We start from the raw sequence: 23,713 nt of genomic DNA, 5'->3' as shown, positions 1-23,713 counted from the left end.
CGACCCGTGAACGAACACCTCCCGACCCTGCGGCCGGACACGCCCACCGCCCCGGCGTACGACCCGGCCTCGCTGGAGCTGTACGCACCCGCCCCGGCGGCCGTCGAACTCGCCGCCGAACGCGGCCCGGTCGTCTGGGTGCCGGACGCCTACGGGCGCATGGTCCCCATGCCCAAGCACCTCGCCCCGCCGCCCACGGTTATGCCGGAGCCGCGCGACCTGACGCCGCTTCCCCTGCTTGACCCCATCGCTCAGCGCTTCGTCGGCGCCGGGATCGGCGGGGGCGCCCTCGCCGCCGGCGTCGGCTGGGGCGTCGGCGAGGTCATCAACGCCGCCGCTGGGTTCACCTCCGGCGCGGCGATGTGGATCGCCCTCGCCGTCCTCGCGTGGCGCATGCCCGTCCGCGCCATCAGCGGCGGGCGCGACGGCAGCACGGTCAACATCCGCAAAGCCGTGATCAAGCGCAACCACTTCCACACCTGACAGGAGCGCCGCATGAGCCACCCGGAGAGCCCCGTATCCCTGGCCGACCAGGCCGCCGAAGCCGTCCGCGCCATCAACCACCGCACCCGCGCGCCGGGGGCGGACTGGCAGTACCCCAGCGACGCCTACAGCCTGATCGGGACGCTCGCGCACCTGTCACGCATGCTGCCTCAGGCCATCACGCAGGCGCTTGTGCCCGTGACCGACGCACACCAGGCCGACCGGCTCACCGTGGACGGAGGCAAGGACCCCGACCAGGCCGCATCATCCGCAGTGCAGACGACACGCGTCGCGATCAGCCGCGCGCAGCGCCTTGCCGAAGCCCTCGACCAAGTCCACTCAGCCCTCAGCCCGCTCGGCTACGACACGAGCGACGACGAGGACGAACAGCCATGCGGGGAGGGCATGTGTCAGTGCTACTGCGTCGGCGCCGGACACCCGTGCGGCTGCGACTGCCCGCACCCCGACGACTGTGACTGCGACTTCTGCGACCTGCGCGACCAGTACTAACTACGCCCGGGGCGGGCGCCGTCTCTCCAAAGCCTGCACCCGCCCCGGTCCTCCCGTCCCTCCAAGAGATCAGGAGAACCCCCAGCATGACCCATGCCCGCACCATCCCGCGAGACCCCCTAGCGGCGGCCCTGGAAGCCGCCGCCCGCGGCTGGCACGTCTTCCCCCTCCGCCCCGGCACCAAGCGGCCCGCCCTGCACGGCGAAGCCACCTGCCCCCGCACCGGCCAGTGCGCCGACGGGCACGTGAAGTGGGAACAGCGCGCCACCACCGACCCGGAGCGCATCCGCGCCGCCTGGTCGGCCGACACGTTCAACATCGGCATTGCCACCGGTCCCTCCGGGCTGGTCGTCGTCGACCTCGACATGCCCAAGACCCAAGACAGTGCGGACGCGCCTTGCGGCGCGACGACCTTTGAGGCGCTCTGCGAGCGCGCCGGGCACGCCGTCCCCGACACCTACCGAGTGCGGACCGCGAGCGGCGGCACGCACCTGTACTTCACCGCCCCCAACGGCGTCCGGCTGGCCAACACGGCAGCAACCATCGGTGAGTTGGTCGACACCCGCGCGTGGGGCGGCTACGTCGTCGCCGCGGGCAGCACCACCGACACCGGAGCGTACGAAGCCGTCAGCGGCTCCGTGGCGGCCCCGCTGCCCGGATGGCTACAAACCATCCTGAAACCTGCCCCCACGCGCTCTACGGGGCCGCTGAGGCTCCCTGCGGTCGACGGGAGCCGCGCGGCCCTGTCCGCACTGGAAGCCGAGTGCGCCGTCGTGTCCGCGGCGCCGGACAAGCAACGCAACACCACGCTCAACCGGTGCGCCTTCAAGGTGGGGCGCTTCGTCGCATGGGGCGACATCCCCCGGCACGTGGTGGAAGAGGCCTTCCAAGGGGCGGGAGAGGGGCGGGGACTCACCGCTGCCGAGTGCCGCGCCACCATCCGCAGCGCCCTGGACAGCTCCATCCGCAAGGCCCGCCCCCGGGAGGCAGCATGAACGCCCCCCGATCCTCCCCCTTGGAAGGCCAACCCCCCGCGAGTGGAGGGCAGGTCGCCGAACTCGCCGCGCCCGCAGCGGCCGTGGGCGACCCGAAGGGCGTCGCCGAAGGCGTCCGAACTGCCCTTGGCACTGACCCGCACGGTGACCACGGGCACCGCGCCACCTGCCCGTTGCGCAACCCCCAGGAAGGACGGGCCGCATGACCGACCAGACCCCCGCCCCGCCCACCATCGACGGCGCCGCGCTGCTCAACGAGGTGGAAGCCTTCCACCGGCGGTTCAACGTCTTCCCCACCGAAGCCGCGTACGTCGCCGTGACGCTGTGGGACGCGCACGCCCACCTGCTTGACTGCTTCGAGTCCACCCCCCGCCTCGCCTTCCTCAGCCCCGAACCGGGGTCCGGCAAGTCTCGGGCACTGGAGATCGTGGAAACCCTCGTACCGAACCCCATGGCCGCGGTCGACGCGTCCGCCGCCGCCCTGTTCCGCGCGGTCTCCGGGGTAGACGGCAAGCGCCCCACGATCCTGTTCGACGAGATCGACACCATCTTCGGCCCCAAGGCCGGAGAGAACGAACAGCTCCGCGGGTTCATCAACGCAGGCCACCGGCGCGGCAAGGTGATGTACCGGTGCGTCGGGGACGGCGCCAACCAGACCGTGCAGGCCTTCCCCTCCTACACCGCCGTAGCGGTCGCCGGTCTCGGCTCACTGCCCGACACGATCCTGACCCGCTCGGTCATCATCCGCATGCGCCGGCGGGCCCGGAACGAGAAGGCGGAGCCGTACCGCTCGCGCATCCACGAGAAGGAAGGCTTCGCCCTGCGCGACCAGCTCGCGAAGTGGGCCGAAGAGACGCGCGAGTTCATCGCGGGCGCGTGGCCGGAGATGCCCGACGGGGTCACCGACCGCCCCGCGGACGTGTGGGAACCCCTGCTCGCCGTCGCGGACGCGGTCGGGGGCGACTGGCCCCGCCGCGCCCGCGAAGCCTGCACGGAGCTGGTCAAGGCCTCCCAGGTCAACGACAAGGGCAGCATCGGCATTCGCCTGCTCACCGACCTCCGCGACCACGTGATGGTGGGCGTCGACCGCCTGCCCACCATCGCCGTACTCGACCGGCTCAACGCCCTCGATGACGCCCCGTGGGCCGACCTCGATGGCAAGGCACTCGACAACCGGCGCCTGTCGAAGATGCTCAGCCAGTACGTCACCGTCGACGGAACCCCCGTCGCCTCGCGGAACATCCGCACGGCCGGAGGGGTCCTCAAGGGCTACTACAGCGAAGACCTCGAAGACGCGTGGGCCCGTTACTGCCCGCCCCCGTCCCCGTAGGTCCGCTACTGCCGCTACATCCGCTACACCCCAGGTCAGAGACCCAAAACCTGTAGCGGCAATCACGCGATGTAGCGGCTACGGCCACGCCCCCGCGTAGCGCCGTAGCCGCTACATCCCGCGCGTCCGCTACACAAACACCCCCGCTGACCTGCGATGTAGCGGCGTAGCGGATGTAGCGGACTTCCCAGAAGGGCCCCGGGACGCCTCACCCCGAGAAGGAGTCACGACCTTGCCCAGCACCGAGAAGCTCGAACTTCGCGAAGTCCTCAAAGAGATCAAGATGAGCCGCGCCGCGTTCTACCGCATGCGCGCCCGCGGCAAGGCTCCCAAGCTCATCAAACTGCCCAACGGGCAGCTCCGTTGCCGCCGCAGCGACCTGGACGCGTGGTGGGCGTCCATGGAAGACGCCGCAGCCTGACCGCCTCCCACAGACACAAGACACGAGGGGCCCGCTTCCGGCGGGCCCCTCTGGAGTTCATATGGCACTGACCTACGACGTTCGCCTCTACTCCATCGAGGTTCGCAAGGATCGCCCGAAGCCCTACCGGCTGCGCTGGATGGTCGGGGAGCGTAAGCACTCCAAGAGCTACACGCTCAAAGTCCAGGCCGAAGGGCGCCGCTCGGAACTCATGTCTGCCGTGCGGCGCGGCGACCAGTTCGACGAGGAAACGGGCCTGCCCGTATCCGAGTTGCGCGCCAAGCAGGGCTCCATCACGTGGTACGAGCACAGCCGCGCGTACGTCGGCCGCAAGTGGGCGCTGGCTCCGGCGAAGTCGCGCAAGAACTACGCCGATGCGCTGGCGACCATTACCCCCGCTCTCGTGAAGACGAAGACGGGAATGCCCGACACCGCGCTTATGCGGCGCGCGCTGTACGGGTGGGCGTACAACCGCAACCGCTGGGACGCGACCCCGCCGGACGACGTGGCCCGAGCCCTCGCCTGGATCTCCAAGCACTCCCTGCAGGTCTCCGCGCTGGAGGACCCGGCGACCGTACGCCTGGCTCTCGACGCGCTGTCCCTCCGACTGGACGGGAAGGAGGCATCGCCGCGCACCGCGAAGCGCAAGCGAGCCTGCCTGAGTGACGTTCTCGGGCTCGCTGTGGAAGAGGGGTACTTCACCATGCCGGTCAACCCGATCACGGCTGTGAAGTGGACCGCCCCGAAGTCGGTGGAAGCGGTGGACCCCGAGAGCGTCGCCAACCCTCGCCAGGTCCGCGCGCTACTGGCAGGGGTACGTGAGCAGGGCCCGCGTGGGCGGCACCTGGAAGCGTTCTTCGGGTGCCTGTACTACGCGGCCATGCGTCCGGCCGAAGCCGCCGGACTGCGCGTGAGCCAATGCCACCTCCCGGAGACGGGGTGGGGGATGCTCACCCTGCGGCAAGGGGTTGTCCGGGCCGGACGGAGCTGGACCGACGACGGAACGGCGCATGAGACGCGCCACCTCAAGGCTCGCGCCAAGAAGGACTCCCGTCCGGTGCCGATCCCGCCGCACTTCGTCAGACTGCTGCGACAGCACATCGCCACGCAGGGCACGGCACCCGATGGCCGGCTCTTCCGGACGAACCGCGACGGCCTGCTACAGGAGACCGGCTATGGGGAGGTGTGGGCCAAGGCCCGGAAGGACGTGCTGAGCGAGGCAGAAACGGCCTCGCTGCTGGCCCGTCGCCCCTACGACCTCCGGCACGCTGGGGTGTCGTTCTGGCTCAGTTCCGGGGTGGACGCGATGGAGTGCGCCCGCCGTGCTGGGCACAGCATCGCGGTCCTGCACAAGGTCTACGCCAAGGTGCTTGATCAGACGCGGGAGCGTGCGAACAGTCGGATCGACGCAGCCCTTCGGGAGTGGAACGAGCCGGAATGATCAAGCTCTCCCCCGGGGGACACCTGGGGGACACGCACTGATCAACAGTGGGATATGGGCGGTACGAGGTGAGACACGTCCATGTCCCGTCCACAACGAATCGAACAGGGGGAGCCAACGACAGACCCCCTCTGACCAGGTTAATTGCCTGGTCAGAGGGGGTCTCTCTCAGCGTGGCGGCGCCAGGATTCGAACCTGGGAAGGCTGAGCCGGCAGATTTACAGTCTGCGCGACGATCACCCTGTGACCTTCATGTTTCCACCCTTGGAGGCTCCACTGCCCCACACATGCCCCATGGCCCACCCGACGACCGGAGGAAGCGTGACCCATCCCCGCTACGCTGGTACGCACCACGTCAGAACGGAGAGTGCTCCGCGGATGGGACCGAAGACGACCAAGGTCTACGAAACGCTTCGCGCGCGGCTCACGTCAGGCGAGTACGCCCCCGGCGACAAGCTCCCCTCAGAACGCATGCTCGTGGAAGAACTCGGCATCGGCCGGACGGCTCTACGGCAGGTGCTCGCCCGTCTCGTCTCCGAAGGACAGTTGGAGGTGCGGGGACGGAGTTCGTACCGGGTACCGGGCGCGGTGAGCGTTCAGCGTCCGGAAGGACTGGAACCCTGGCGTATCCACGGCGAGCGCGACGTGTACGACAACCGATGGGTCAAGCTCCAGCTCTGGGATGTGGAACCGCCCGGGGTGAAGCGGTTCGAGCATCACGTCGTGCGGCTTCACCACGTCGCGGTCACGGCCGTCATCGATGACCAGGACCGCGTTCTGATGATGTGGCGGTATCGCTTCGTTCCGCAGCAATTCGGCTGGGAGCTTCCGGGCGGCATCGTTGACCAGGGGGAAGACCCCGCTGACACGGCGGTGCGGGAAACCGTCGAAGAGACGGGATGGCGGCCCAAGTCGCTGGAACACGTCGTGAGCTATCAGCCCATGGTCGGCATGGTCGACTCGCCACACGAAATCTTCGTGGGACACGGCGCTGAGAAGGTCGGTGAGCCGACCGACCTGGAAGAGGCCGGCCACATCGAGTGGGTACCGCTGGCGGACGTTCCCGGGCTCATGGCCCGGGGTGAGCTGCTGGGCTCAGGCACCCTCGTTGCCCTGCTGCACATCCTGGCGGCTCGACGCACGCAGGGACTCACAACCGCGCAGTGAGCAGGTCGACGCGACGACGCTGCCGGACCGAGCCGGTACGGCCCGCCAACAAGCGAGCCTGCCGCAAGTGCGTGCCAGCGTCGTCGTACTCGGCTCGCGTGAGGTGAGCTTGCGCCAGGTCGGCGTGAAGGCCGGCTCGGGCGCGCACGAACGTCGGGTCCATGACCTCAAGCGCACCGTAAAGGCTAGTGACTGCCGACTCCTCCCCGAGAAGAGCGAGCACGTTGCCTTGCCACCGGGCGAGATGGGCACCGTTCAGGAAGATGCTCAGCATGTCCGGGTCTCGGTCCTCGGGGCCCTGTGGAATGACGGCCATGGCCGCTTCCAGCGCACGCCGGCTGTCGTCCGGCAGCCCGGCGTGCGCGCACATCTCGGCTTCCGCGGCGTACAGCCATGCCCGGAGTCGGGCGGAACCGGCCTGCCCAACGGCGCGCTGAGCGTCCCGCACGAGGTCTACGGCGAGCGCCGGCCGTCCCGCTTCGCAGAGCACGTACGCCTGCTCGCCCATGGCGTGGGCAAGGTACATGGGCTCCTCAGCGTCGCGCGCCGCGCGCTTGGCAAGTTCGTAGTGCCGCCACGCCCGCTCAACGGCCCCCGAGTCGATTGCCTGCCACGCGGCGAGAGTTGAGGCGCCCGCGAGCGCGATTGCAACGGGTCGGCGGGCGGCCGGCAGCACGGCGAAGTTGAGCGCGTCTTCGAGGGCGGACAGGTGGCCGGACATCTGATCGACCAGGGCCGCAGCGCCTCTCTGGCGGTCCATGGTCCGCAGTAGCTCGGTCTGGTCGTTGAACATCTTCACCATGGACTCGCTGACACTGCTGGCCGAATCGATCCGGCTGAGTAGGTCGTCGTAGCCGTCGGCGGTCGGTGCCACGGGCGCCGGGTCGGAGTCCCGCAGCTCCGCGTCCGTGACGCCGAGAAGCTGACGCAGGATGCGCGCGTACCGGTCGGAGATGGTGCGCTTGCCGTTCTCCCACTCGGACACGTAGACCCGCAGACTCGCGGTTGACGCAACGTCTGTGAGGTTCCGTCGGGCGAACTGCTCGATTTCGCGAACCAATCGTTCCTGCGACCACCCGCGCGCAGTCCGCGCCCTCCGAAGTCCCGCACTCACGAGCCCACCTCCCGGCGTTGGTTCCCTCGCACCACCTTGTCAGCATGACGCACGTTGGTGCAGGTCAACAGGGGTTAACAGGCCGGAAGTTAAGTCCTGTTGGCTACCGGCGGCCCTGTCTCCAGAGGTCTTCTGGAGATGCACCGCGGCGGTTCATCCGCCACTCGAATCAGCGAACCACCTTGACACTGGTGCGCACCAGATGCACTCTACTGGTGCGCACCAGATTGCGGGCTGGTCCTGAATCACGGTGTGCGGGGCAGCGCCCGGACGCACGGCCCGGAGTACGCGCTGTGGAGAACTCAACAGAGTGCCGACCCAGCCGCATGAACACGTGCGGTCGATGGGTGCGGGTCACCATCCCGACCGCCCATGTCGGGCCGGGTGACCTGCCCGGATCCGCCCCGTTGGGGCGGTGACTGGCATTGCGTGATCTGGAATCCGCAGAACCTTCCGCGGCATTTGCCGTGCTTCGAACCTCAGCCTTTCCGCCGTGCTGGTCGCGGCGGCCGGTTGCCTCCGCTGCTCGTCTCGTACGAGCAGCGCTGAGGGGAGCCGGACATTCCGACTTCAACGGCGCGCACCCCCGGAGCGGCTACTCCGGGGGTGCTGTTCGGGCCGTTCCTATCCGAGAGGAACACGACCCTATGAACCCCATCGTCACTGTTCAGGACGCTGTTACCGCGTTCGCCGACTGGATCGAACCGACGGACGCGGAACTGGACGCGATCGAGCAGGAGATGCCCGTCATCCTGGCGGACGTCGACCTGATCGACGCGCAGATCATCGCCCTGGACCACACCCCGAACGAGCTGGACACCCGCCGCATCCGCCGCGCCCTGGCGCGGGTGCTGGCCGAGCGGCGCACGCTGGCCAACCGCACCGCCGGCAACGTCGCGTCGGACGGTGCGGCGTGAACGACGACACCCGCGAGTTCCTGGCCGCCGTCCTGGAAGCCATCAACATTCCCGCACCGGCCACCTTCGGCGACCGTGAAGCGTTCCAGCTCCTGCTGGAAGACCGTGTGCTGGATGCGGTCGTTGCCCTGACCGGGGCGTTGGGCGAGCCGCCGACCGCCGACTGGGGACTGGGCTGGCACACCGATTACCTGCGTAAGCAGCTCACGAAGAAGCCGCCGACCACCTACCGCCACTACGACGCGGACGGGGGCACGGCGTGAAAGCCAAGACCGTACTGCCCGCCGTCGCCATGACGGCCGTGTCCATGGTGCTCACCCTGGCCGTGGTCGTGATGTGGCTCGGCTCCGCGATGCCGTGGCCGGTCGCCCTGGTCGTCGGTCTGGGAATCGACGGGGGATGGCTGGCCACCCTCGCCTACGAACGCCGCCTCGCCGCGCAGGGCGACCACTCCCGCACCGTGACCGGCGTCGGCTGGTCGTTCGGCCTGATCGCGACCGGCGTCCTGATCACCCACGCCCTCACCGCCGACCACGCTGTCGGCGCGTGGCTGGCCGTGGCCTGGCTGCCGATCGCCGCCAAAGCCCTGTGGCTGGTCCACGGACTGTGGGAGCGCACCGCCCTCACGCCGACCGCGCTGGATGCGATCCGAGGCATCCAGCAGGAAGCCCGGGACCAGGCGGCCGTCTCCCGCGCCAGGCTGCGGGCCCAGGCTGGCACCGAGGAGACCCGGCTGGAGGCCGTGACAGAGGCAGGGGCCCGCGTCGCACGAGTCCAGGCCCGGACAGCCGAGCGGCTGTCCGGGGCGTGGTCGACGCTGGAGGCCGCCCGACAGGGCGACGGCACCGGGCGGGCACTGGCCAGCGTCACGCCCGAGTCCCAGTGGGAACTGCCGGTATGGGGACCGGTCGAGCCGGTGACCGTGCCCCTGGAACACGACCAGGTGGACACGTCGGCGGCCGTCGCCCCGGCACTGCCCGCCGGCGAGGCATCCGGCCAGGAAACCGGCCCTGCCGTGTCCACCATGACATCGCAGGTCACCGGGCCCGCCCCGGCCACCTGGGAGAGCGAGTCCCGCAAGCAGGTCGAGTGGCTGTTCAACGACACCGCAGGGCCCATGCCGACCCGGACCGTGGACGCAACGGACAAGCCGCTCCCGACCGGGGTGGACACCACCCCCGCGCCTGCGGAGCGACTGGATGCCGCCGCCGCCCGCGCAGCCATCGAGGCAGCATGGAAGAACGGTCTGACCATCCGTGAGGCAGCGGTCGCGGCCACTCGGTCCGCGTCCTACGTGGGCAGCGTCTACGCCCAGCTCGCCAAGACGCGCGGCGCCGCCGCCTGATGGCCGCGCTACCGGTCTTCCGGTGGCACCTCGCCCCCGACGGCTACGCCACCCGCCGCCAACTCCGCGCCCGCGGGCTACGACCCGGCGGGCAAGAGGTGGCCGCGCAGCTCGAACGGCCGCGCCGCCGCCGGGGGCCGCTGGTCGCCTACCTGTACCGCATCGACGCCGCCAAGCCCGTCCGGCCGATGACGCCGGCCAAGTGGGCGGCGCTGGCCAAGGCGAATGCCGCCCGCCGCCTGTGCCCGCAGTGCCGGCGCGATGCGGGCTACGTCATCCCCCCGTCGCTCGGCACCTGCACCCCCTGTGCCTTCCCCGATCCCTGCGACCCCCTGAGGAGTCCCTGACCATGGGCAAGCCCGACACGCGTCGCCTTGACAAGGCGATCCGGGAGACCACGCGCAAGCTGGAAGCGGTCCACAACCGGGAGATGTGGCCGCTGGACGGCCGCGAGCGCCGCGCTGTCCTGGGGGCTCTCGCGGGAGGGTCGTACCGGATCGTCAAGGGCCGCAGCACTGGCAGTGCGGAGCAGCGGATCGATGCGGCATGGAGTGCTGCCGAGACCCGGCTGACTGCCGAGATGGCCGCGTTGCAGGCCGAGCGGGCCCGGATCGTGACCGAGAACGCCAAGGCCAAGGCCGCGAAGAAGTCCTCCGGCTGGTGGTGAGCACGGCCCGCTACGGCCGTCGTACTGCCCCTGACCCCGCCCGTGCTGATGCCGGGCGGGGCCTGCCACCCCCTCTCTCAGCTTCCCGCCCCGGTTGGGGCAGAAGGAGTCTTCCCGCTATGAGCGGCACTGTCGTTCACCTGCACAAGAACACCGACCCCCCGGCCGGTGCGGATGCGCCGACCGTGCTCACCGTCGTCCCCGACCCGTCCCCGGCGCCGGTCGTGCCGTTGTGGGTGCGCTCCGGACGCGCCATCAAAACCGTGATGACCCACGAGGCGACCCGGACCGGGGCCCGCCTGGTCGCCCGGCACAGCCTCTACGTGGCTGGTGGGGCGCGGATCGTGGCCAAGCGGACGTGGGACGGGCGGACCGCCGCCCGCTACGAACGCATGCTGCGGGCCGCGGAAGCCGCCGGGAACCACGAGGCGGCTGCGGAGTGGGAGGAGCGCGGGCAGCGTTACCGCGAGGCACGCCACCGGCGCCGCATGGAGCTGCTGCACTCCCCGCTGGATGCGGCCAAGGGCGCGGCCGTCAGTGCCGGTATGGGCGTCGGCGGTCTGGTGCTGCTCGGTATCGCGATGGCGATAGCCACCAAGGACGCCACCGAAGTCGTCACCCCGCTGATGGCGGTCATCAAGTTCATCAACCTGATGATCACGATCGTCCAAGTGGTGTGGGGACCGGCTCTTGCGATCGGCCCGTTCCTCGCCCTGCTCGCCCTGTGGACCGTCGGCAGCAAGCAGCAGGCAGCCCCCCAATGGGCGCTCCCCGCCAACGCCCGGTCGGGCGAGGGTGAGCCGATCACGCCGTCGATCGTGGTCAAGGCCCTGCGTGACCTGGGAGTTCCCGCGCTGCGCAACGCCATCAAGGAGATGGGTGATGCGGGCGCGGCGATGCTCGGGCCGATCCGGATCGCCGGATGCGGTGTGGAAGTCGACGTCACCCTCCCTTCCGGGGTCTCCACCATCGAGGTGCAGAACCGGCGGCGCAAGCTCGCTGAGAACCTGACCCGGCACGAGCACGAGGTGTTCATCACCATCCCCGAGGCGGCCCGCACGGTCCGGCTGTGGATCGCCGACTCGGGGGCACTGGACGAGCCGATCGGCCCGTCCCCGCTGGTCACAGACGAGACCCTGACCGCGAACTACAAGACCGGCAAGGCCCCGTGGGGCCAGGACCTGCGCGGCGACGCCGCCGCCTTGAGCCTGTATCAGCGCCACCTGCTCATCACCGGGTTGTCGAACCAGGGCAAGACCGCCTCCCTGCGGGCTCTGGCCCTGTGGCTGGCGCTGGACCGGTCGGTGCAGTTCTGGATCGCCGACCTGAAAGGCATCGGCGACTGGGCCATGTTCGACGGCATCGCACAGGTACTGATCGAGGGACCCTCCGACGACCACGTCATCCAGGCAACCGAGATGGTCGAGAACGCGGTCGAGGAGATGAACCGGCGGATCGAGACCCGCCGGATGGACCCGACCGCCGTCTTCCCGCCCCTCATCGTCCTGGTGGACGAAGCACAGCTCGCGTTCATGTGCCCGGTCGTCGGCGACGACAAGCGGCCCTACGGCGGCGCCAAGGCCACCTCCCGATACTTCATGGCCGTCCGCAAGATTCACAACCAGGGCCGTGCGGTGGATGTGCTGATGTGGCAGGGCACGCAGGACCCCACCGACCAGAACCTTCCCAAGCTGGTCCGCGAGGGCGCCCACACCCGCGCCTCCCTCGTGGTAGGCACCGAGTCTCAGGCGGAGATGGCGCTCGGCGCCAAAGCCGTCAACGCCGGCGCGGCTCCGCACCTGCTGCGCCAGGGCCTGGACAAGGGAACCCTCGTGGTCGCCTCGGACGGCATCACCATCCCCGCCGGGCAGGCGTCCATCACGGTCCGCACCCACTTCATCGACGACGAGCCGGCAGCCGAGATCGCCGACCGGGCCAAGGCCCTGCGCGATGGCGTGGCCACCCTGCAAGCCGTCGACCGGGGCGAGGAACGCGACGCACTCGCCGACGTGGCCGCCGTCCTCGGTGACACGCCGAGGCTGCGGACCAACGAGGTACTGAAGCGGCTGCACGCGCTGGACGCCACGGCGTACGGCGACGAGTGGACCAACGACCGGCTGAAGCGGCTGTTGGAGGAGCACGGCGAGGAACCGAAGAAGTCCCACGGGGTCATGGTCATCCACCGCGATCACGTCCTGCGTGCCCTCACCAACCGCGACGGCGAGGATTCCGCTTCCGCCGTCTGATCACGGGGAGGCAAGCCGTCCCGCACCGGGGAGGCGGGGAGAACTCCCCAACCGCCTCCCCACCCCGCCTCCCCCACGCTGATCAGCGAAAAACTCGTTTCGGGGAGGCGGGGAGGCACCCCAGCTCAACACCCTGAAACCCCCTCCACAACCCACCCGGCAGGGGGTGCCCCCGCCTCCCCGAGCATGCACCGGAAGGGATTCCGCATGTACCCCGAGCACAGTCCCAGCACGGCCCGCCCGGACACCGGGATGAGCGACGACGAAGCCGCCGCCGAAGCCGCGCGGATCATCGCCGACGCCTACCGGCCCGCACCCCAGACCCCCACCGCGCACCGCGACGACAGCCCCGTGCCCGCCTACGGCAGTACCCCGCCCGTCGCACAGCCGGGCCGCCCGCCGATGAGCCAGGGCGCCACGGACGCGAGCGTGCTCATGCTCGCCGGCGGCGCCACCACCGCCATGATCGGCGGCACCGCGAGCGTACTCATGTACGTGTCCCAGTTCGCCGACCCGATCGTCTGCGCGATCGTCTTCGGCGCCCCGGCCGCCCTCGTGCTCGCCCTCGCCCGGCTCGCCAAACGCGCCAAGAACGTGCTGCCCGAGGAGCACCACCACCACTACGAGGGACCCGTCCACCAGGACCAGCGCAACGTACAGAGCCGGACCACCGGCCTGTGGGCCAAGACCAACAACCAGCAGCGCTAGGGCGTGCGTTCTGTGACCGCACCGCCGAATGCGAAGCGGCTGCACATCCGCCCGATGAAGTGGAAAGCCGCCTGCGCCTACATCGAAGCTCACCATCGCCACCACGACCCGCCGCAAGGGCATCAGTTCTCCCTTGGGGTCCACACCGATGATGGCGCCCTGGTCGGCGTGGCCATCGTGGGTCGTCCCGTCAACCGCCATCTCGACAACGGGTTGACCATCGAGGTCACCCGCGTTGCGACGGACGGCACCACCACGAACGCCTGCTCTGCCCTGTACGCAGCCGCGTGGCGCACCGCCCGCAGCGCGGGCTACCGCCGCGCCATCACCTACACCCAAGACGGCGAAAGCGGCGCGAGCCTGCGCGCCGCTGGCTGGCGCAAGGTCGCTGACCTGCCCGCCCGCCCCGGCTGGGACACCCCCAGCCGCCCCCGCGGCACGCTCGGCACCGAAAACGTGGCCCGTGCCCTGTGGGAGATCACCACCCACAACGCGTCGTCTCTGCCCGAACCGTGTGACGAAACGCGTGACGAAACCCGCCCCCGCGAACGGCGAAACCGCTGCCCGGAGTGCAGAAAACCGATCGCGGCAGCTGCCACCGGGCGGCCCCCGCGGTACTGCTCGCCGGCATGCCGTCAACGCGCCTACAGGCGCCGCATCCACGACCACTAGCTACGCCAAGGGCGGCCCCCGCGTCTCGCCAAAGATCCGGGGCCGCCCTTGTCATCCAGCACGCTTACACCGAACTGGAGACATCCAGCATGACCCATGACGCTCGTTCCGCGCTGCTGTCCGCAGCGCTGGATGCCGCCGCCCGAGGCTGGCACGTCTTCCCCTTACGCCCCGGAGGCAAGCCGCCCGCGCTGCACGGGGAGAAGTCCTGCACCCGCACCGGGGAATGCGCCGGCGGGCACCGCAAGTGGGAGCAGCGGGCCACCACCGACCCCGACCGCATCCGCGCCGCCTGGTCACGGGCCTCGTTCAACATCGGCATCGCGTGCGGCCCCTCCGGGCTGCTGGTCGTGGACTTGGACACGCCAGAGCACAAGGGCAGTTCGGACGCGCCTGACGGCGCGACAACCTTTCGAGCGCTCTGCGAGCGCGCCGGACAGACCGTCCCGGAGACCTACCGTGTGCGGACCGCGAGCGGTGGAACGCACCTGTACTTCACCGCCCCGGACGGGGTGCGGCTGTCCAACACCGCGGGGACCGTGGCGGATTCGGTCGACACCCGCGCGTGGGGCGGATACGTCGTCGCGGCGGGCAGTATCACTCCCGCCGGACGCTACGAGGCTCTGTGCGGCTCTGAGACGGCTCCTCTGCCCGTCTGGCTGCAAACCATCCTGCAACCCGCCCCCAAGCCGTCTCAGGTGCCCTCAACGGCCACCACGGGGCAATCCCGCCGATACGCGGATGTAGCACTCGCCAACGAGTCCCGGAACGTCGCTTCGGCCCAAGTCGGGGAGCGGGAAGCGAAGTTGTTCCGGGCCGCGCGCGCCCTGGGACGGTTCGTCGCGTGGGGCGACCTCCCCCGGCACGTGGTCGAACTGGCTCTTCAGGAGGGAGGCGAGGCGGCCGGACTGTCCGCGTCCGAGTGCCGCTCCACCCTCCGCAGCGCCCTCAACTGGTCCATCGCACACAACCAGCGCAGGCAGGGGGCGGCATGAACCCCCTCTCCCGCCCCCCTCTGAAGAGCATCACCACCACCCCGACGGACCCCCGCCCCGCCGAACCAGCCGCGTCCGGGACGGCCGTGAGCGAGCCGACAGGCGCCGCCCGCAAGGGCGTCCGTACTGCTCTTGGTTCTGACCCGCAGACGGTCACCGTCACCGGCATCACGCCGGGGCTTCAGATCAGGTGCGCGGGTGTACCGGTCGCGGACTGGTTGTGTGCCTGCGGGCATCACGAACGCGCCCGGGGCCGCGCTGCCGTCATCGAGCTGCAAGCCCGCGTACGGGTCGGCACCTGCCCGCACGCCACCACCACGGAAGGAAGGGCCGCCGCATGACCCCCACCATCGACGGAGCCGCGCTGCTCAACGAGGTGGAAGCCTTCCACCGCCGGTTCAACGTCTTCCCGACCGAAGCCGCCTACGTCGCCGTGGCCCTGTGGGACGCGCATGCCCACCTGCTCGACTGCTTCGACTCCACGCCCCGTCTGGCGTTCCTGTCCCCGGAGCCGGGGTCGGGGAAGTCTCGGGCGCTGGAGATCGTAGAGACGCTGGTCCCGCAGCCCATGACGGCCGTGAACGCGTCCGCCGCCGCCCTGTTCCGGTCGGTGTCCGGGGCGAACGGTCGGCCGACGATCCTGTTCGATGAGATCGACACGATCTTCGGCCCCAAGGCGGGGGACAACGAGGAACTGCGCGGCTTCCTGAATGCCGGGCACCGCCGTACCGGGGTCACCTACCGGTGCATCGGCGACGGAGGAAACCAGACCGTGCAAGCCTTCCCGTCGTACTGCGCGGTCGCGGTCGCCGGACTCGGCTCGCTGCCGGACACGATCATGACCCGATCAGTCGTCATCCGCATGCGCCGACGGGCCCGCAACGAGCGTGTGGAAGCCTTCCGGGCCCGCGTCCACGAAGCCGAGGGGCACGCGCTGCGTGACCGGCTGGCCCAATGGGCCGAGCACGCACGGGGGTTCGTCATGGGGGCGTGGCCGGACATGCCCGAAGGAGTCACCGACCGGCCCGCCGACGTGTGGGAACCCCTGCTCGCCATCGCCGACGCGGTCGGCGGTGACTGGCCCGACCGGGCCCGCGAAGCCTGCGTGGCCCTGGTGACCGCGTCCAAGGTCAACGACAAAGGCAGCTTGGGCGTGCGGCTGCTGACCGATCTGCGGGACCACGTCATGGTCGGCATCGACCGCTTGCCCACGGTCGCGATTCTGGACCGGCTCAACGCCATGGACGACGCCCCGTGGGCGGACCTGCACGGCAAGCCGCTCGACAACCGGCGCCTGTCACGGATGCTCGCGGAGTACATGACGGCCGACAACGAGCCCATCGCCTCCCGCAACATCAAGACCGCCGGGAGCGTCCTCAAGGGCTACTACAGCGCCGATCTGTGGGACGCGTGGGCCCGCTACTGCCCCCCACCCCCGGAAAGTCCGCTACCTCCGCTACCCGGCACCGAAAACGTGGCCTGACCAGCAACAACGCGGTAGCGGCAACCGGGGCCGGTTGCCGCTACCGCGCCGCTACCCATCCGCTACCGCTACCCCTTCCCGCTACCTCGATCAAGCCCCTGACCTGCGAGGTAGCGGCGGTAGCGGAAGTAGCGGCCCTGAGAGGGACCCCGGACGACTCACCCCGCGAAGGAGTCATCACCTTGGCTGGCACCAAGATGCTCAAGCTCCCCGAAGTCCTCACCGAGATCGGCATGAGCCGCGCCGCCTTTTACCGTATGCGCGCCCGTGGGCAGGCGCCGCGACTCGTGAAGCTGCCCAACGGTCACCTGCGAGTCCGCCGCACCGACCTGGATAACTGGCTCAACAACTTGGACTCGCCCGCCTACTGATCGCACCGACTGACCAACCCACCCACGGGGCCCGGCTCATGCCGGGCCCCGTTCGCAGGAAGGCACCGATGGGGACGACGTACGACGTTCGAATCTGGTCCGTCCGGCAGCGGAAGGACCGTGGACAGACGTCCGCGGAACTGCGCTGGAAGACGGGCGACACTCCGCACTCTCAGACGTTCCGCACCAAGACACTGGCAGAGGGCCGCCGCGCCGAGCTGCTGCGAGCGGCGCACGCTGGCGAGCCGTTCGATGAGTCCGCCGGGGCGCCCCTCTCCGAATTGCGACAGCGCAACGACGTCAGTTGGTACCAGCATGCCCGCGAGTACATCGAGATGAAGTGGCAGCACTCCCCCGGCTCCACACGCCGGACGCTCGCGGAAGCCATGGCCACCGTTACGCCTGCTCTCGTCAGGGACACCAAGGGTATGGCTGATGCCCAGACGGTACGGACGGCCCTCTACGGCTGGGCATTCAACGTGAGTCGCCGCGACCAGGACCCGCCCGACGAGGTGGCCGCCGTGCTGGCGTGGCTCGAACGGAAGTCCCTGCCCACGTCCGCGCTGGCCAACCGTATGCAGGTACGCGCCGCCCTGGATGCCTTGACCAAGAAGTTGGACGGCACCACAGCGGCGGCGTCGACCATCCGCCGGAAGCGAGCCATCTTTCACAACGCACTCGGTTACGCCGTTGACGCCGGGCGGCTGACGGACAACCCCCTGCCACAGGTGCAGTGGAAGTCTCCCGAGCAGGTAGCGGAGGAACTGGACCCCGCCTCAGTGCCGGACCCCCGGCAGGCTCTCGCGTTGCTCGATGCCGTGCGTACTCAGAGCCCCCGTGGGCGGCGCCTGGTCGCGTTCTTCGGCTGCATGTACTACGCGGCGGCACGGCCGGCGGAAGTCATTGGTCTCCGTCTCCAGGACTGCGACCTGCCTCGCCTGGGATGGGGCACGCTGCGACTGCGGGAGACCCGTCCCCGCTCGGGGTCAGCCTGGACGGACAGCGGCGAAGCACACGACCGGCGCGGGCTCAAGCATCGGCCCCGGAAGGCGGTCCGCACCGTGCCGATCCCGCCCGATCTCGTGAACTTGCTGCGGTGGCACGTCATGGCGTACGGCGTCGCCCCCGACGGGCGGCTGTTCCGGACGCAGCGGGGCGGGCTCATCCAGGACACCGGATACGGCGAGGTGTGGGCGGAAGCCCGTGCGCGTGCTCTCACGCCCGCTCAGTGCGCGTCGCTGCTGGCAAAGCGTCCGTATGATCTTCGCCACGCTGCCGTGTCCACGTGGCTCAGCTCTGGCGTGGAACCACAGGAGGTGGCCGCGCGCGCCGGCCACAGTGTGGCCGTGCTGTTCCGGGTGTACGCGAAGTGCTTGGACGGCGGCGCCGCGACAGCGAACGCGCGCATCGAGCGGGCGCTGAAGAACGGCAGCTAGGAGGGCCAGAAGCTGCCCCACGCCTGCCCCACAGGGACTGGTCAGCACCCGAATCAGGGTGAGACACACTGGGAAAAAGCACGCATAACGATCAAGTTGGGCCCGTAGACGCCGAAAGGGTCTGCGATCAGCATTGCTGCTGGTCACAGACCCTTTCGGTCTTGTGGCGGCGCCAGGATTCGAACCTGGGAAGGCTGAGCCGGCAGATTTACAGTCTGCTCCCTTTGGCCGCTCGGGCACACCGCCGGGTTGTGCTGCCGGATGGGGTCCGCTTTTCGGCGGTGCCCCCTGGCAACGACGTAAACAATACCCGATGCCGAGGGGTGCTCCGCCACCCGTTTGATCGGCACCCGGCCCACGTCGGATGGCTAGGCTGGTGCGGATGCGGCCCGGTCTCGCACCGGGCTCGGCGGCTGCCTTCGCGCACGCCGGCACGCACCAGATACGCACCCCGATACAAGGAGCCACAGGACATGGCCGACTCCAGTTTCGACATCGTCTCGAAGGTCGAGCGGCAGGAGGTCGACAACGCCCTCAACCAGGCCGCCAAGGAAGTCTCGCAGCGCTACGACTTCAAGGGCGTGGGCGCCTCGATCGCCTGGTCCGGCGAGAAGATCCTGATGCAGGCGAACTCCGAGGAGCGGGTCAAGGCTGTCCTCGACGTCTTCCAGTCCAAGCTGATCAAGCGCGGCATCTCGCTGAAGGCGCTGGAGACGGGCGAGCCCCAGCTCTCCGGCAAGGAGTACAAGATCTTCACGTCGGTTCAGGAGGGCATCTCCCAGGAGAACGCGAAGAAGGTCGCGAAGATCATCCGCGACGAGGGCCCGAAGGGCGTGAAGGCCCAGGTGCAGGGCGACGAGCTGCGCGTCAGCTCGAAGAGCCGGGACGACCTCCAGGCCGTGATCGCCCTCCTGAAGGGCCAGGACTTCGACTTCGCGCTGCAGTTCGTGAACTACCGGTAGTCCCGCCGGTCCGCGCCCCGCGCGGGTACGGGAACGACGCGACCCCGAGGAAGGGTGGGCATCCGAGGCGGCCCACCCTTCTCGTCCACCGGGGTCGAATCCGGCATCGATCAGTCGTCAGTCGCGCGAGTTGCCGAACAGGATGCGGTAGAGGACGAGAAGCACCAGCGAGCCGCCGATCGCGGCCGCCCAGGTCGCGCCGTCGTAGAAGTCCTTGGTGATGGGGTGGTCCAGCCAGCGGGCCGAGATCCAGCCGCCGATGAACGCGCCCGCGATGCCGATCAGGGTCGTGCCGATGAAGCCCCCGGGGTCGCGCCCCGGCAGCAGGATTTTGGCGATGGCGCCGGCCAACAGTCCCAGGATGATCCAACCGATGATGCTCATGCCGTGAACCTGCCCTCCCGCGCTGTGCTCGCACTGTCCAGCGCTGTGATCTCCGTCAACGCCGGCTGTACCGCGCAGGCCGGACGGCCCGTGACCGGTGCCGTACGACCCGCGCGTGTTCGTGCCCTGTCGCTCCGGAAGACGCCACGACTGCCCTGATCGGTTGCAGCCGGCCGTGGCGGCGGTTCGGCGGCGTCGGTCACCAGGTGGTGCCGGCCGGCTCTTCGATGGTGGTGTTGATGCGGTTGAAGAAGTTGGTGAGGCTGATCATCAGGATGATCGCGGAAAGCTGCTCCTCGTTGAAGTGGTCCGCCGCCTCGTCCCACATCTCGTCGGGTACGGCCTTGCCGGAGCGGTCGGCGATCCGAGTGGCGGCCTCGGTCAGAGCCAGTGCGGCACGCTCTTGCGCGGTGAAGAACGGAGCCTCGCGCCAAGCGGCCACGGAGTGAAGGCGTTCGTCACTCTCGCCGTGCTTCTTCGCGCCCGCCACACCGGCGAACACGCAGGCGCTGCAGCCGTTGATCTGGCTGGCCCGCAGATGGACCAGTTCCAGGAGCCGCGGGTCGACACCGCCCTGGTACATGGCCTTGTAGATGTTCTGGATGCCCTTCATGGCCTCCGGCAGGACCTGGGCGGGGTTCTTCATCCGGGCGGTGCTCGCGGCTGCGGTGTTCATCTGTTGCTCTCCAGGTGATCCGTTAGCGTCTGTCACTGAACCGACGGATCGCGGCGCGGGGGTGTGACGGGATGAGCGGCAACTTTTCTCTGGCCGACCGTTTCGAGGCGGAGCGGCCCGGGCTGCGGGCGGTGGCCTATCGGATGCTGGGGTCGCTCGCCGAGGCGGAGGACGCCGTCCAGGAGACCTGGCTCAAGCTCAGCCGCACCGACGTGAGCGATGTGAAGAACCTGGGCGCCTGGCTCACCACGGTCGCCGGCCGGGTGTGCCTGGACATGCTGCGCTCGCGTACCTCCCGGCGCGAGGATCCGCTGCCCGAGCAGGACGGGCAGGTCCGGCTGCCGGACCCGGTGGTCACCCGGCTCGACCGCGCTGATCCCGAGCGGGAGGTCCTGGTCGCGGACGCGGTGGGCATCGCCCTCATGGTGGTGCTGGAAACGCTCTCCCCGGCCGAACGACTCGCCTTTGTCCTGCACGACTTGTTCGACGTGCCCTTCGACGACATCGCGCCCGTGCTGGGCCGTACCGCGGTCTCCACCCGGCAGCTCGCCAGCCGTGCCCGCCGCCGTGTCCACGGCGCCGCCCCCTCGGCCGACACGGACAACGCCCGCAAGAGCGACGTCGTCAACGCCTTTCTGACCGCCGCCCGCAACGGCGACTTCGAGGCGCTGCTGACCGTGCTGGACCCCGATGTGGTCGCGCGTTCCGACGGCGGCACGCTCGTCCCCGCCATCCTGCGGCGCGGCGCCACCGACGTGGCATCCCAGGCCATCGCCTTCGCCCGCTTCGCGGCGGACGCGCGTCTGGCACTGGTCAACGGAACACCCGGGGTTGTCTCCTTCGCCGAAGGCCGACCGCTGTCCGTCATGTCCTTCACCATCCGAGACGGCCGCATCACCCGGCTCGACGTCCTCACCGACCCTGACCGGCTGACCACGCTCGGCCTGACCGCCTGATCCTGACCTCCCGGCCGCCTTACACCTGTCCTCCGGGTCTTCCTGACCTCACCTCCTGTCCTTCTGGTCTCTGACCTCCGTATCTCTGACCTCCGTACTTCTGTCGTCCTGACCGATGCCGACCTCCTTCCGATCGCTCGTGCCGGTGGGGTGTGTGATGTCGGCGTTCACCGTGGCCGGGCGCGCGGGGGCCGTGGGCGCGGGTGCTCGGCAGTGGGGGCAGCCGCTGACGGCGTACGCGGCGGATGGGGGCGTACTCAAGGGCGCTGGGGCAGCGGTACAGGCCGCGCCCTGACCGCAGGGAGGCGGGACGCCGGTGGCGGGGACCGGTTTCAGGGGGTGGGTGAGGGGGTTGTGCGGCTCCGGAAGTCGGCCCATGGTTCCAGGTCCATGCCGTCGTTGCTCTCCTCGTACCAGCCGGTGCCGTCGAGCCAGGCGTGCAGCCAGTCGGTGAGGCTGGGCGCGTCGACATACCAGGCGTGGTCGGCCTCGTCGGCGTTCGGCTCGTAGAGCAGGACGGTGGCTTCGGGGGTGCGGCAGTCCACGCACGCGTACATCCCGCATCCCCAGTGGGATATCGGCAGGACGCCCTCGGGCCAGGGCCAGTCCGGGTCCTTGCGGCCCTCCTCTCGGTTGGTGAGGTACTGGGCGACGGCGGCCGGTTCGCCGGAGGGCGGGCTGTCGAGCAGGGGCAGCAGGCCGTACTCCGGGCCGAAGCCGCCGTCCGCTATACGGCTGTAGAGCGAGGCGAGCAGCGGCGGCAGGGCGAAGCCCAGAGCGGCCTCCGCACGGGCCGGCGCGGCCGGCTCGACGGGCCTGGGCAGCGAAGGCCAGCCCCACGGACGGGAGGTGCGGGCCTGCGCGGCCACCTGTGTCAGCAACTGCTCGATCTCGGTCATGGCTTCATGATGCAGGCCGCCTCTGACAAACGGGCGGGCCTGTGGACAACCCCGAACCTGTGGAAAACCGTGCTCGGCGGCGGCGGTTAAGGGGCGGTCAGGCCGACCGGACCTCGATGCCTTTCCCGGTCAGGAACCGCGCAGGCCGCGCACGCAGGAGCGGTCGTCGAGGACGCGGACGTCGGGCAGAAAGAACCGGCCGAACGCGCCCCCTCCGCCGGTCAGGGCTTCCAGGACGAGCAGTCCGGCCCTCGTACACCATGACGGCATACTCGGTGCCCCCACCTGCCGCTCCCCTCCTCCGGCCGCGCGTCCGTCATCGCGGTGCGCGACGCCACGAACAAGCCGGTTCGCGGGACGCCCCCACGGCCCGGTGGGAGCGGGGGCACCGGCATCAGCTTGACGCCGGCGGTGCCGAACAGGATCGCTTCCCTGCGCTCACAACTCTCCCACAAGGCCGCTGCGGTTACGGCTTCATACTTGGGCGCCGGATACTGGCTGGTGAGACCGCGTACGAGCGTCACTCCTGAAGGGGCAGCGATCATGAAACCGATCAACCTCGTCCTCAACGTCCTGTGGTTGATCTTCTGCGGGATCTGGATGGCCATCGCCTACGCCGTGGCCGCGCTGATCTGCTTCGTCCTCATCGTGACCATCCCCTTCGGCATCGCCTCGCTCCGGATCGCAGGCTTCGTGCTCTGGCCCTTCGGCCGCACCACGGTGCCGAAGCAGAACGCCGGGGCACCCTCGTGCATCGGCAATGTGATCTGGATCGTCTTCGCGGGCTGGTGGCTCGCCCTCGGTCACCTGATCACGAGCATCCCGCTCTTCCTGTCGATCATCGGGATTCCCTTCGGCTGGGCGAACCTCAAGCTGATTCCGATCTCCCTCATGCCCCTGGGTCAGGAGGTCGTCCCGACCGATCAGGCCTTCGGCGGACGCTGACCCGGCTGCGCCGCCGCGGTCAGGAGTGAGGTCCGGGCCCATGCCGGGTGGGCCCGTCCAGGTCAGGAGCCGTCGTCTGTCCCCGTCGCCGTCTTGGAGACGGCGTCGTGCCAGGCGGCCTTCGCTCCGGAGTCGCCGATCCGGTAGACGTCCACCACCGCTCCCACCGCGACGGCCAGCGAAAGGACTCCCACGACGATCCGGACGGGCGGGGCCGACCAGCGCACACGGCCGGCTCGCCCGGTCTCCGCCGGTGCGCTCCTTGCCGCCCACCACACGACCGCGGCCAGCACGAACAGCCCCAGGACCCAGGGCAGCAGACCATCACCCATCTCGGTGTGCCGCCGTACCAGCGCGTCGTTGTTCACGTGCCGTTCCAGCCACTCGCCGGCCTGTGTGGTCAACGGCACGCTGACCAGGGCGACCAGGGCCAGAAGCGGCAGCAGCGGGCCCAGGCGCTGAGCCGCGCGCGGCCACAGCGCGGCCACCACCAAGGCCAGCGCGGCGAGCGGTACCAGCACGACGACTATGTGAACCAGCAGGACATGGGCGGGCAAGCCGTTGATCAGACCCATCGGGGCGCTCCTCAG

At 69.7% G+C, this 23,713-nt stretch carries 28 protein-coding genes, 2 tRNA genes and 1 pseudogene; 23 read left to right on the top strand and 8 right to left on the bottom strand.

The window, feature by feature from the left end:
* Positions 1-6 precede the first annotated feature (6 nt).
* From AC27LF_RS21625 to AC27LF_RS21600, 6 genes are all read left to right on the top strand, one after another.
* Positions 7-483, top strand: coding sequence for a hypothetical protein (locus AC27LF_RS21625; RefSeq protein WP_479662239.1), 477 nt, complete (start codon positions 7-9; stop codon positions 481-483).
* A 12-nt stretch (positions 484-495) separates the two neighbouring features.
* On the top strand, positions 496-993 hold the full coding sequence (locus tag AC27LF_RS21620) for a hypothetical protein (protein WP_479662238.1): 498 nt from the start codon (positions 496-498) through the stop codon (positions 991-993).
* Between the two features lie 86 nt (positions 994-1,079).
* Positions 1,080-1,988: a bifunctional DNA primase/polymerase gene (locus AC27LF_RS21615; protein ID WP_479662237.1), complete on the top strand. Its 909-nt coding sequence runs from the start codon at positions 1,080-1,082 to the stop codon at positions 1,986-1,988.
* Positions 1,989-2,190: 202 nt separating this feature from the next.
* Positions 2,191-3,318, top strand: coding sequence for a DUF3631 domain-containing protein (locus AC27LF_RS21610; protein ID WP_479662236.1), 1,128 nt, complete (start codon positions 2,191-2,193; stop codon positions 3,316-3,318).
* A 232-nt stretch (positions 3,319-3,550) separates the two neighbouring features.
* Positions 3,551-3,739, top strand: coding sequence for a helix-turn-helix transcriptional regulator (locus tag AC27LF_RS21605; RefSeq protein ID WP_479662235.1), 189 nt, complete (start codon positions 3,551-3,553; stop codon positions 3,737-3,739).
* A 61-nt stretch (positions 3,740-3,800) separates the two neighbouring features.
* The gene (locus AC27LF_RS21600; protein ID WP_479662234.1) at positions 3,801-5,180 is read left to right on the top strand and encodes a tyrosine-type recombinase/integrase; all 1,380 of its coding nucleotides are present in this window, start codon (positions 3,801-3,803) and stop codon (positions 5,178-5,180) included.
* 174 nt (positions 5,181-5,354) lie between these two features.
* Here the strand turns inward: AC27LF_RS21600 and AC27LF_RS21595 are convergent.
* Positions 5,355-5,461, bottom strand: a tRNA-OTHER gene (locus tag AC27LF_RS21595).
* A gap of 97 nt (positions 5,462-5,558) precedes the next feature.
* Here AC27LF_RS21595 and AC27LF_RS21590 point away from each other — a divergent pair.
* Positions 5,559-6,347: an NUDIX domain-containing protein gene (locus tag AC27LF_RS21590; RefSeq protein WP_479662233.1), complete on the top strand. Its 789-nt coding sequence runs from the start codon at positions 5,559-5,561 to the stop codon at positions 6,345-6,347.
* Here AC27LF_RS21590 and AC27LF_RS21585 read toward each other — a convergent pair.
* Positions 6,331-7,461 (bottom strand): helix-turn-helix domain-containing protein, encoded by a 1,131-nt coding sequence (locus AC27LF_RS21585; protein ID WP_487227772.1) that lies wholly within the window; start codon positions 7,459-7,461, stop codon positions 6,331-6,333. The two genes, AC27LF_RS21590 and AC27LF_RS21585, sit on opposite strands and share 17 nt — an antisense overlap.
* Before the next feature lie 647 nt (positions 7,462-8,108).
* On the opposite strand from AC27LF_RS21585, the gene AC27LF_RS21580 reads away from it, so the two are divergent.
* The 13 genes and pseudogenes from AC27LF_RS21580 (at position 8,109) to AC27LF_RS21520 (ending at position 18,301) form a co-directional block, all read left to right on the top strand.
* The gene (locus AC27LF_RS21580) at positions 8,109-8,378 is read left to right on the top strand and encodes a DUF6284 family protein (RefSeq protein ID WP_479662231.1); all 270 of its coding nucleotides are present in this window, start codon (positions 8,109-8,111) and stop codon (positions 8,376-8,378) included.
* The gene (locus tag AC27LF_RS21575; RefSeq protein ID WP_479662230.1) at positions 8,375-8,641 is read left to right on the top strand and encodes a TraB/GumN family protein; all 267 of its coding nucleotides are present in this window, start codon (positions 8,375-8,377) and stop codon (positions 8,639-8,641) included. The genes AC27LF_RS21580 and AC27LF_RS21575 overlap by 4 nt, the downstream gene beginning before the upstream one ends.
* Positions 8,638-9,300, top strand: a pseudogene (locus tag AC27LF_RS21570) (protein spdB); the annotation flags it as partial. The gene AC27LF_RS21575 and the pseudogene AC27LF_RS21570, both read left to right, overlap by 4 nt.
* Positions 9,301-9,722: 422 nt before the next feature.
* Positions 9,723-10,070, top strand: coding sequence for an RRQRL motif-containing zinc-binding protein (locus AC27LF_RS21565; RefSeq protein WP_479662463.1), 348 nt, complete (start codon positions 9,723-9,725; stop codon positions 10,068-10,070).
* Between the two features lie 2 nt (positions 10,071-10,072).
* Positions 10,073-10,390: a hypothetical protein gene (locus AC27LF_RS21560; RefSeq protein ID WP_479662477.1), complete on the top strand. Its 318-nt coding sequence runs from the start codon at positions 10,073-10,075 to the stop codon at positions 10,388-10,390.
* A gap of 119 nt (positions 10,391-10,509) precedes the next feature.
* Positions 10,510-12,636 (top strand): FtsK/SpoIIIE domain-containing protein, encoded by a 2,127-nt coding sequence (locus AC27LF_RS21555; RefSeq protein ID WP_479662410.1) that lies wholly within the window; start codon positions 10,510-10,512, stop codon positions 12,634-12,636.
* A 207-nt stretch (positions 12,637-12,843) separates the two neighbouring features.
* Positions 12,844-13,344 (top strand): hypothetical protein, encoded by a 501-nt coding sequence (locus AC27LF_RS21550; protein ID WP_479662409.1) that lies wholly within the window; start codon positions 12,844-12,846, stop codon positions 13,342-13,344.
* A 12-nt stretch (positions 13,345-13,356) separates the two neighbouring features.
* On the top strand, positions 13,357-14,016 hold the full coding sequence (locus AC27LF_RS21545) for an XF1762 family protein (RefSeq protein WP_479662408.1): 660 nt from the start codon (positions 13,357-13,359) through the stop codon (positions 14,014-14,016).
* 89 nt (positions 14,017-14,105) lie between these two features.
* Positions 14,106-15,011 (top strand): bifunctional DNA primase/polymerase, encoded by a 906-nt coding sequence (locus AC27LF_RS21540; RefSeq protein WP_479662407.1) that lies wholly within the window; start codon positions 14,106-14,108, stop codon positions 15,009-15,011.
* Positions 15,008-15,352 carry a hypothetical protein gene (locus AC27LF_RS21535; protein ID WP_479662406.1) on the top strand — a complete coding sequence of 115 codons (345 nt, stop codon included), beginning with the start codon at positions 15,008-15,010 and terminating at the stop codon, positions 15,350-15,352. Before AC27LF_RS21540 ends, AC27LF_RS21535 begins: the two co-directional genes overlap by 4 nt.
* Positions 15,349-16,494 (top strand): DUF3631 domain-containing protein, encoded by a 1,146-nt coding sequence (locus tag AC27LF_RS21530; RefSeq protein WP_479662478.1) that lies wholly within the window; start codon positions 15,349-15,351, stop codon positions 16,492-16,494. Before AC27LF_RS21535 ends, AC27LF_RS21530 begins: the two co-directional genes overlap by 4 nt.
* Positions 16,495-16,676: 182 nt before the next feature.
* Complete coding sequence (locus AC27LF_RS21525) at positions 16,677-16,865, top strand: helix-turn-helix transcriptional regulator (RefSeq protein ID WP_479659123.1); 189 nt, start codon at positions 16,677-16,679, stop codon at positions 16,863-16,865.
* Between the two features lie 68 nt (positions 16,866-16,933).
* Positions 16,934-18,301, top strand: coding sequence for a tyrosine-type recombinase/integrase (locus AC27LF_RS21520; RefSeq protein ID WP_479659124.1), 1,368 nt, complete (start codon positions 16,934-16,936; stop codon positions 18,299-18,301).
* Between the two features lie 164 nt (positions 18,302-18,465).
* On the opposite strand, the gene AC27LF_RS21515 is transcribed toward AC27LF_RS21520, so the two are convergent.
* A tRNA-Tyr gene (locus tag AC27LF_RS21515) sits at positions 18,466-18,547 on the bottom strand.
* A gap of 227 nt (positions 18,548-18,774) precedes the next feature.
* Here AC27LF_RS21515 and AC27LF_RS21510 point away from each other — a divergent pair.
* On the top strand, positions 18,775-19,263 hold the full coding sequence (locus tag AC27LF_RS21510) for a YajQ family cyclic di-GMP-binding protein (protein WP_479659125.1): 489 nt from the start codon (positions 18,775-18,777) through the stop codon (positions 19,261-19,263).
* Positions 19,264-19,380: 117 nt separating this feature from the next.
* On the opposite strand, the gene AC27LF_RS21505 is transcribed toward AC27LF_RS21510, so the two are convergent.
* Positions 19,381-19,647, bottom strand: coding sequence for a GlsB/YeaQ/YmgE family stress response membrane protein (locus AC27LF_RS21505; protein ID WP_404029314.1), 267 nt, complete (start codon positions 19,645-19,647; stop codon positions 19,381-19,383).
* 199 nt (positions 19,648-19,846) lie between these two features.
* A complete protein-coding gene (locus AC27LF_RS21500) occupies positions 19,847-20,323 on the bottom strand; it encodes a carboxymuconolactone decarboxylase family protein (RefSeq protein WP_479659126.1) in 477 nt (158 codons plus the stop codon).
* A gap of 71 nt (positions 20,324-20,394) precedes the next feature.
* Here AC27LF_RS21500 and AC27LF_RS21495 point away from each other — a divergent pair, with 71 nt between their 5' ends.
* The gene (locus AC27LF_RS21495) at positions 20,395-21,279 is read left to right on the top strand and encodes a sigma-70 family RNA polymerase sigma factor (protein ID WP_479659127.1); all 885 of its coding nucleotides are present in this window, start codon (positions 20,395-20,397) and stop codon (positions 21,277-21,279) included.
* 332 nt (positions 21,280-21,611) lie between these two features.
* On the opposite strand, the gene AC27LF_RS21490 is transcribed toward AC27LF_RS21495, so the two are convergent.
* Together AC27LF_RS21490 and AC27LF_RS21485 are read right to left on the bottom strand one after the other, a co-directional pair.
* Entirely contained in the window at positions 21,612-22,178 is a 567-nt protein-coding gene (locus AC27LF_RS21490; RefSeq protein ID WP_479659128.1) for an SMI1/KNR4 family protein, read from the bottom strand.
* Between the two features lie 129 nt (positions 22,179-22,307).
* Positions 22,308-22,463 (bottom strand): hypothetical protein, encoded by a 156-nt coding sequence (locus AC27LF_RS21485; protein ID WP_479659129.1) that lies wholly within the window; start codon positions 22,461-22,463, stop codon positions 22,308-22,310.
* A 258-nt stretch (positions 22,464-22,721) separates the two neighbouring features.
* On the opposite strand from AC27LF_RS21485, the gene AC27LF_RS21480 reads away from it, so the two are divergent.
* Entirely contained in the window at positions 22,722-23,123 is a 402-nt protein-coding gene (locus tag AC27LF_RS21480) for a YccF domain-containing protein (RefSeq protein WP_388716420.1), read from the top strand.
* A gap of 62 nt (positions 23,124-23,185) precedes the next feature.
* On the opposite strand, the gene AC27LF_RS21475 is transcribed toward AC27LF_RS21480, so the two are convergent.
* Positions 23,186-23,698, bottom strand: coding sequence for a DUF2231 domain-containing protein (locus tag AC27LF_RS21475; protein WP_479659130.1), 513 nt, complete (start codon positions 23,696-23,698; stop codon positions 23,186-23,188).
* Positions 23,699-23,713 lie beyond the last annotated feature (15 nt).

The organism is Streptomyces diversicolor (assembly GCF_057537855.1).
The sequence above is the reverse complement of the archived record's forward strand: the minus strand, read 5'-3'. Positions and strand labels throughout refer to the sequence as shown.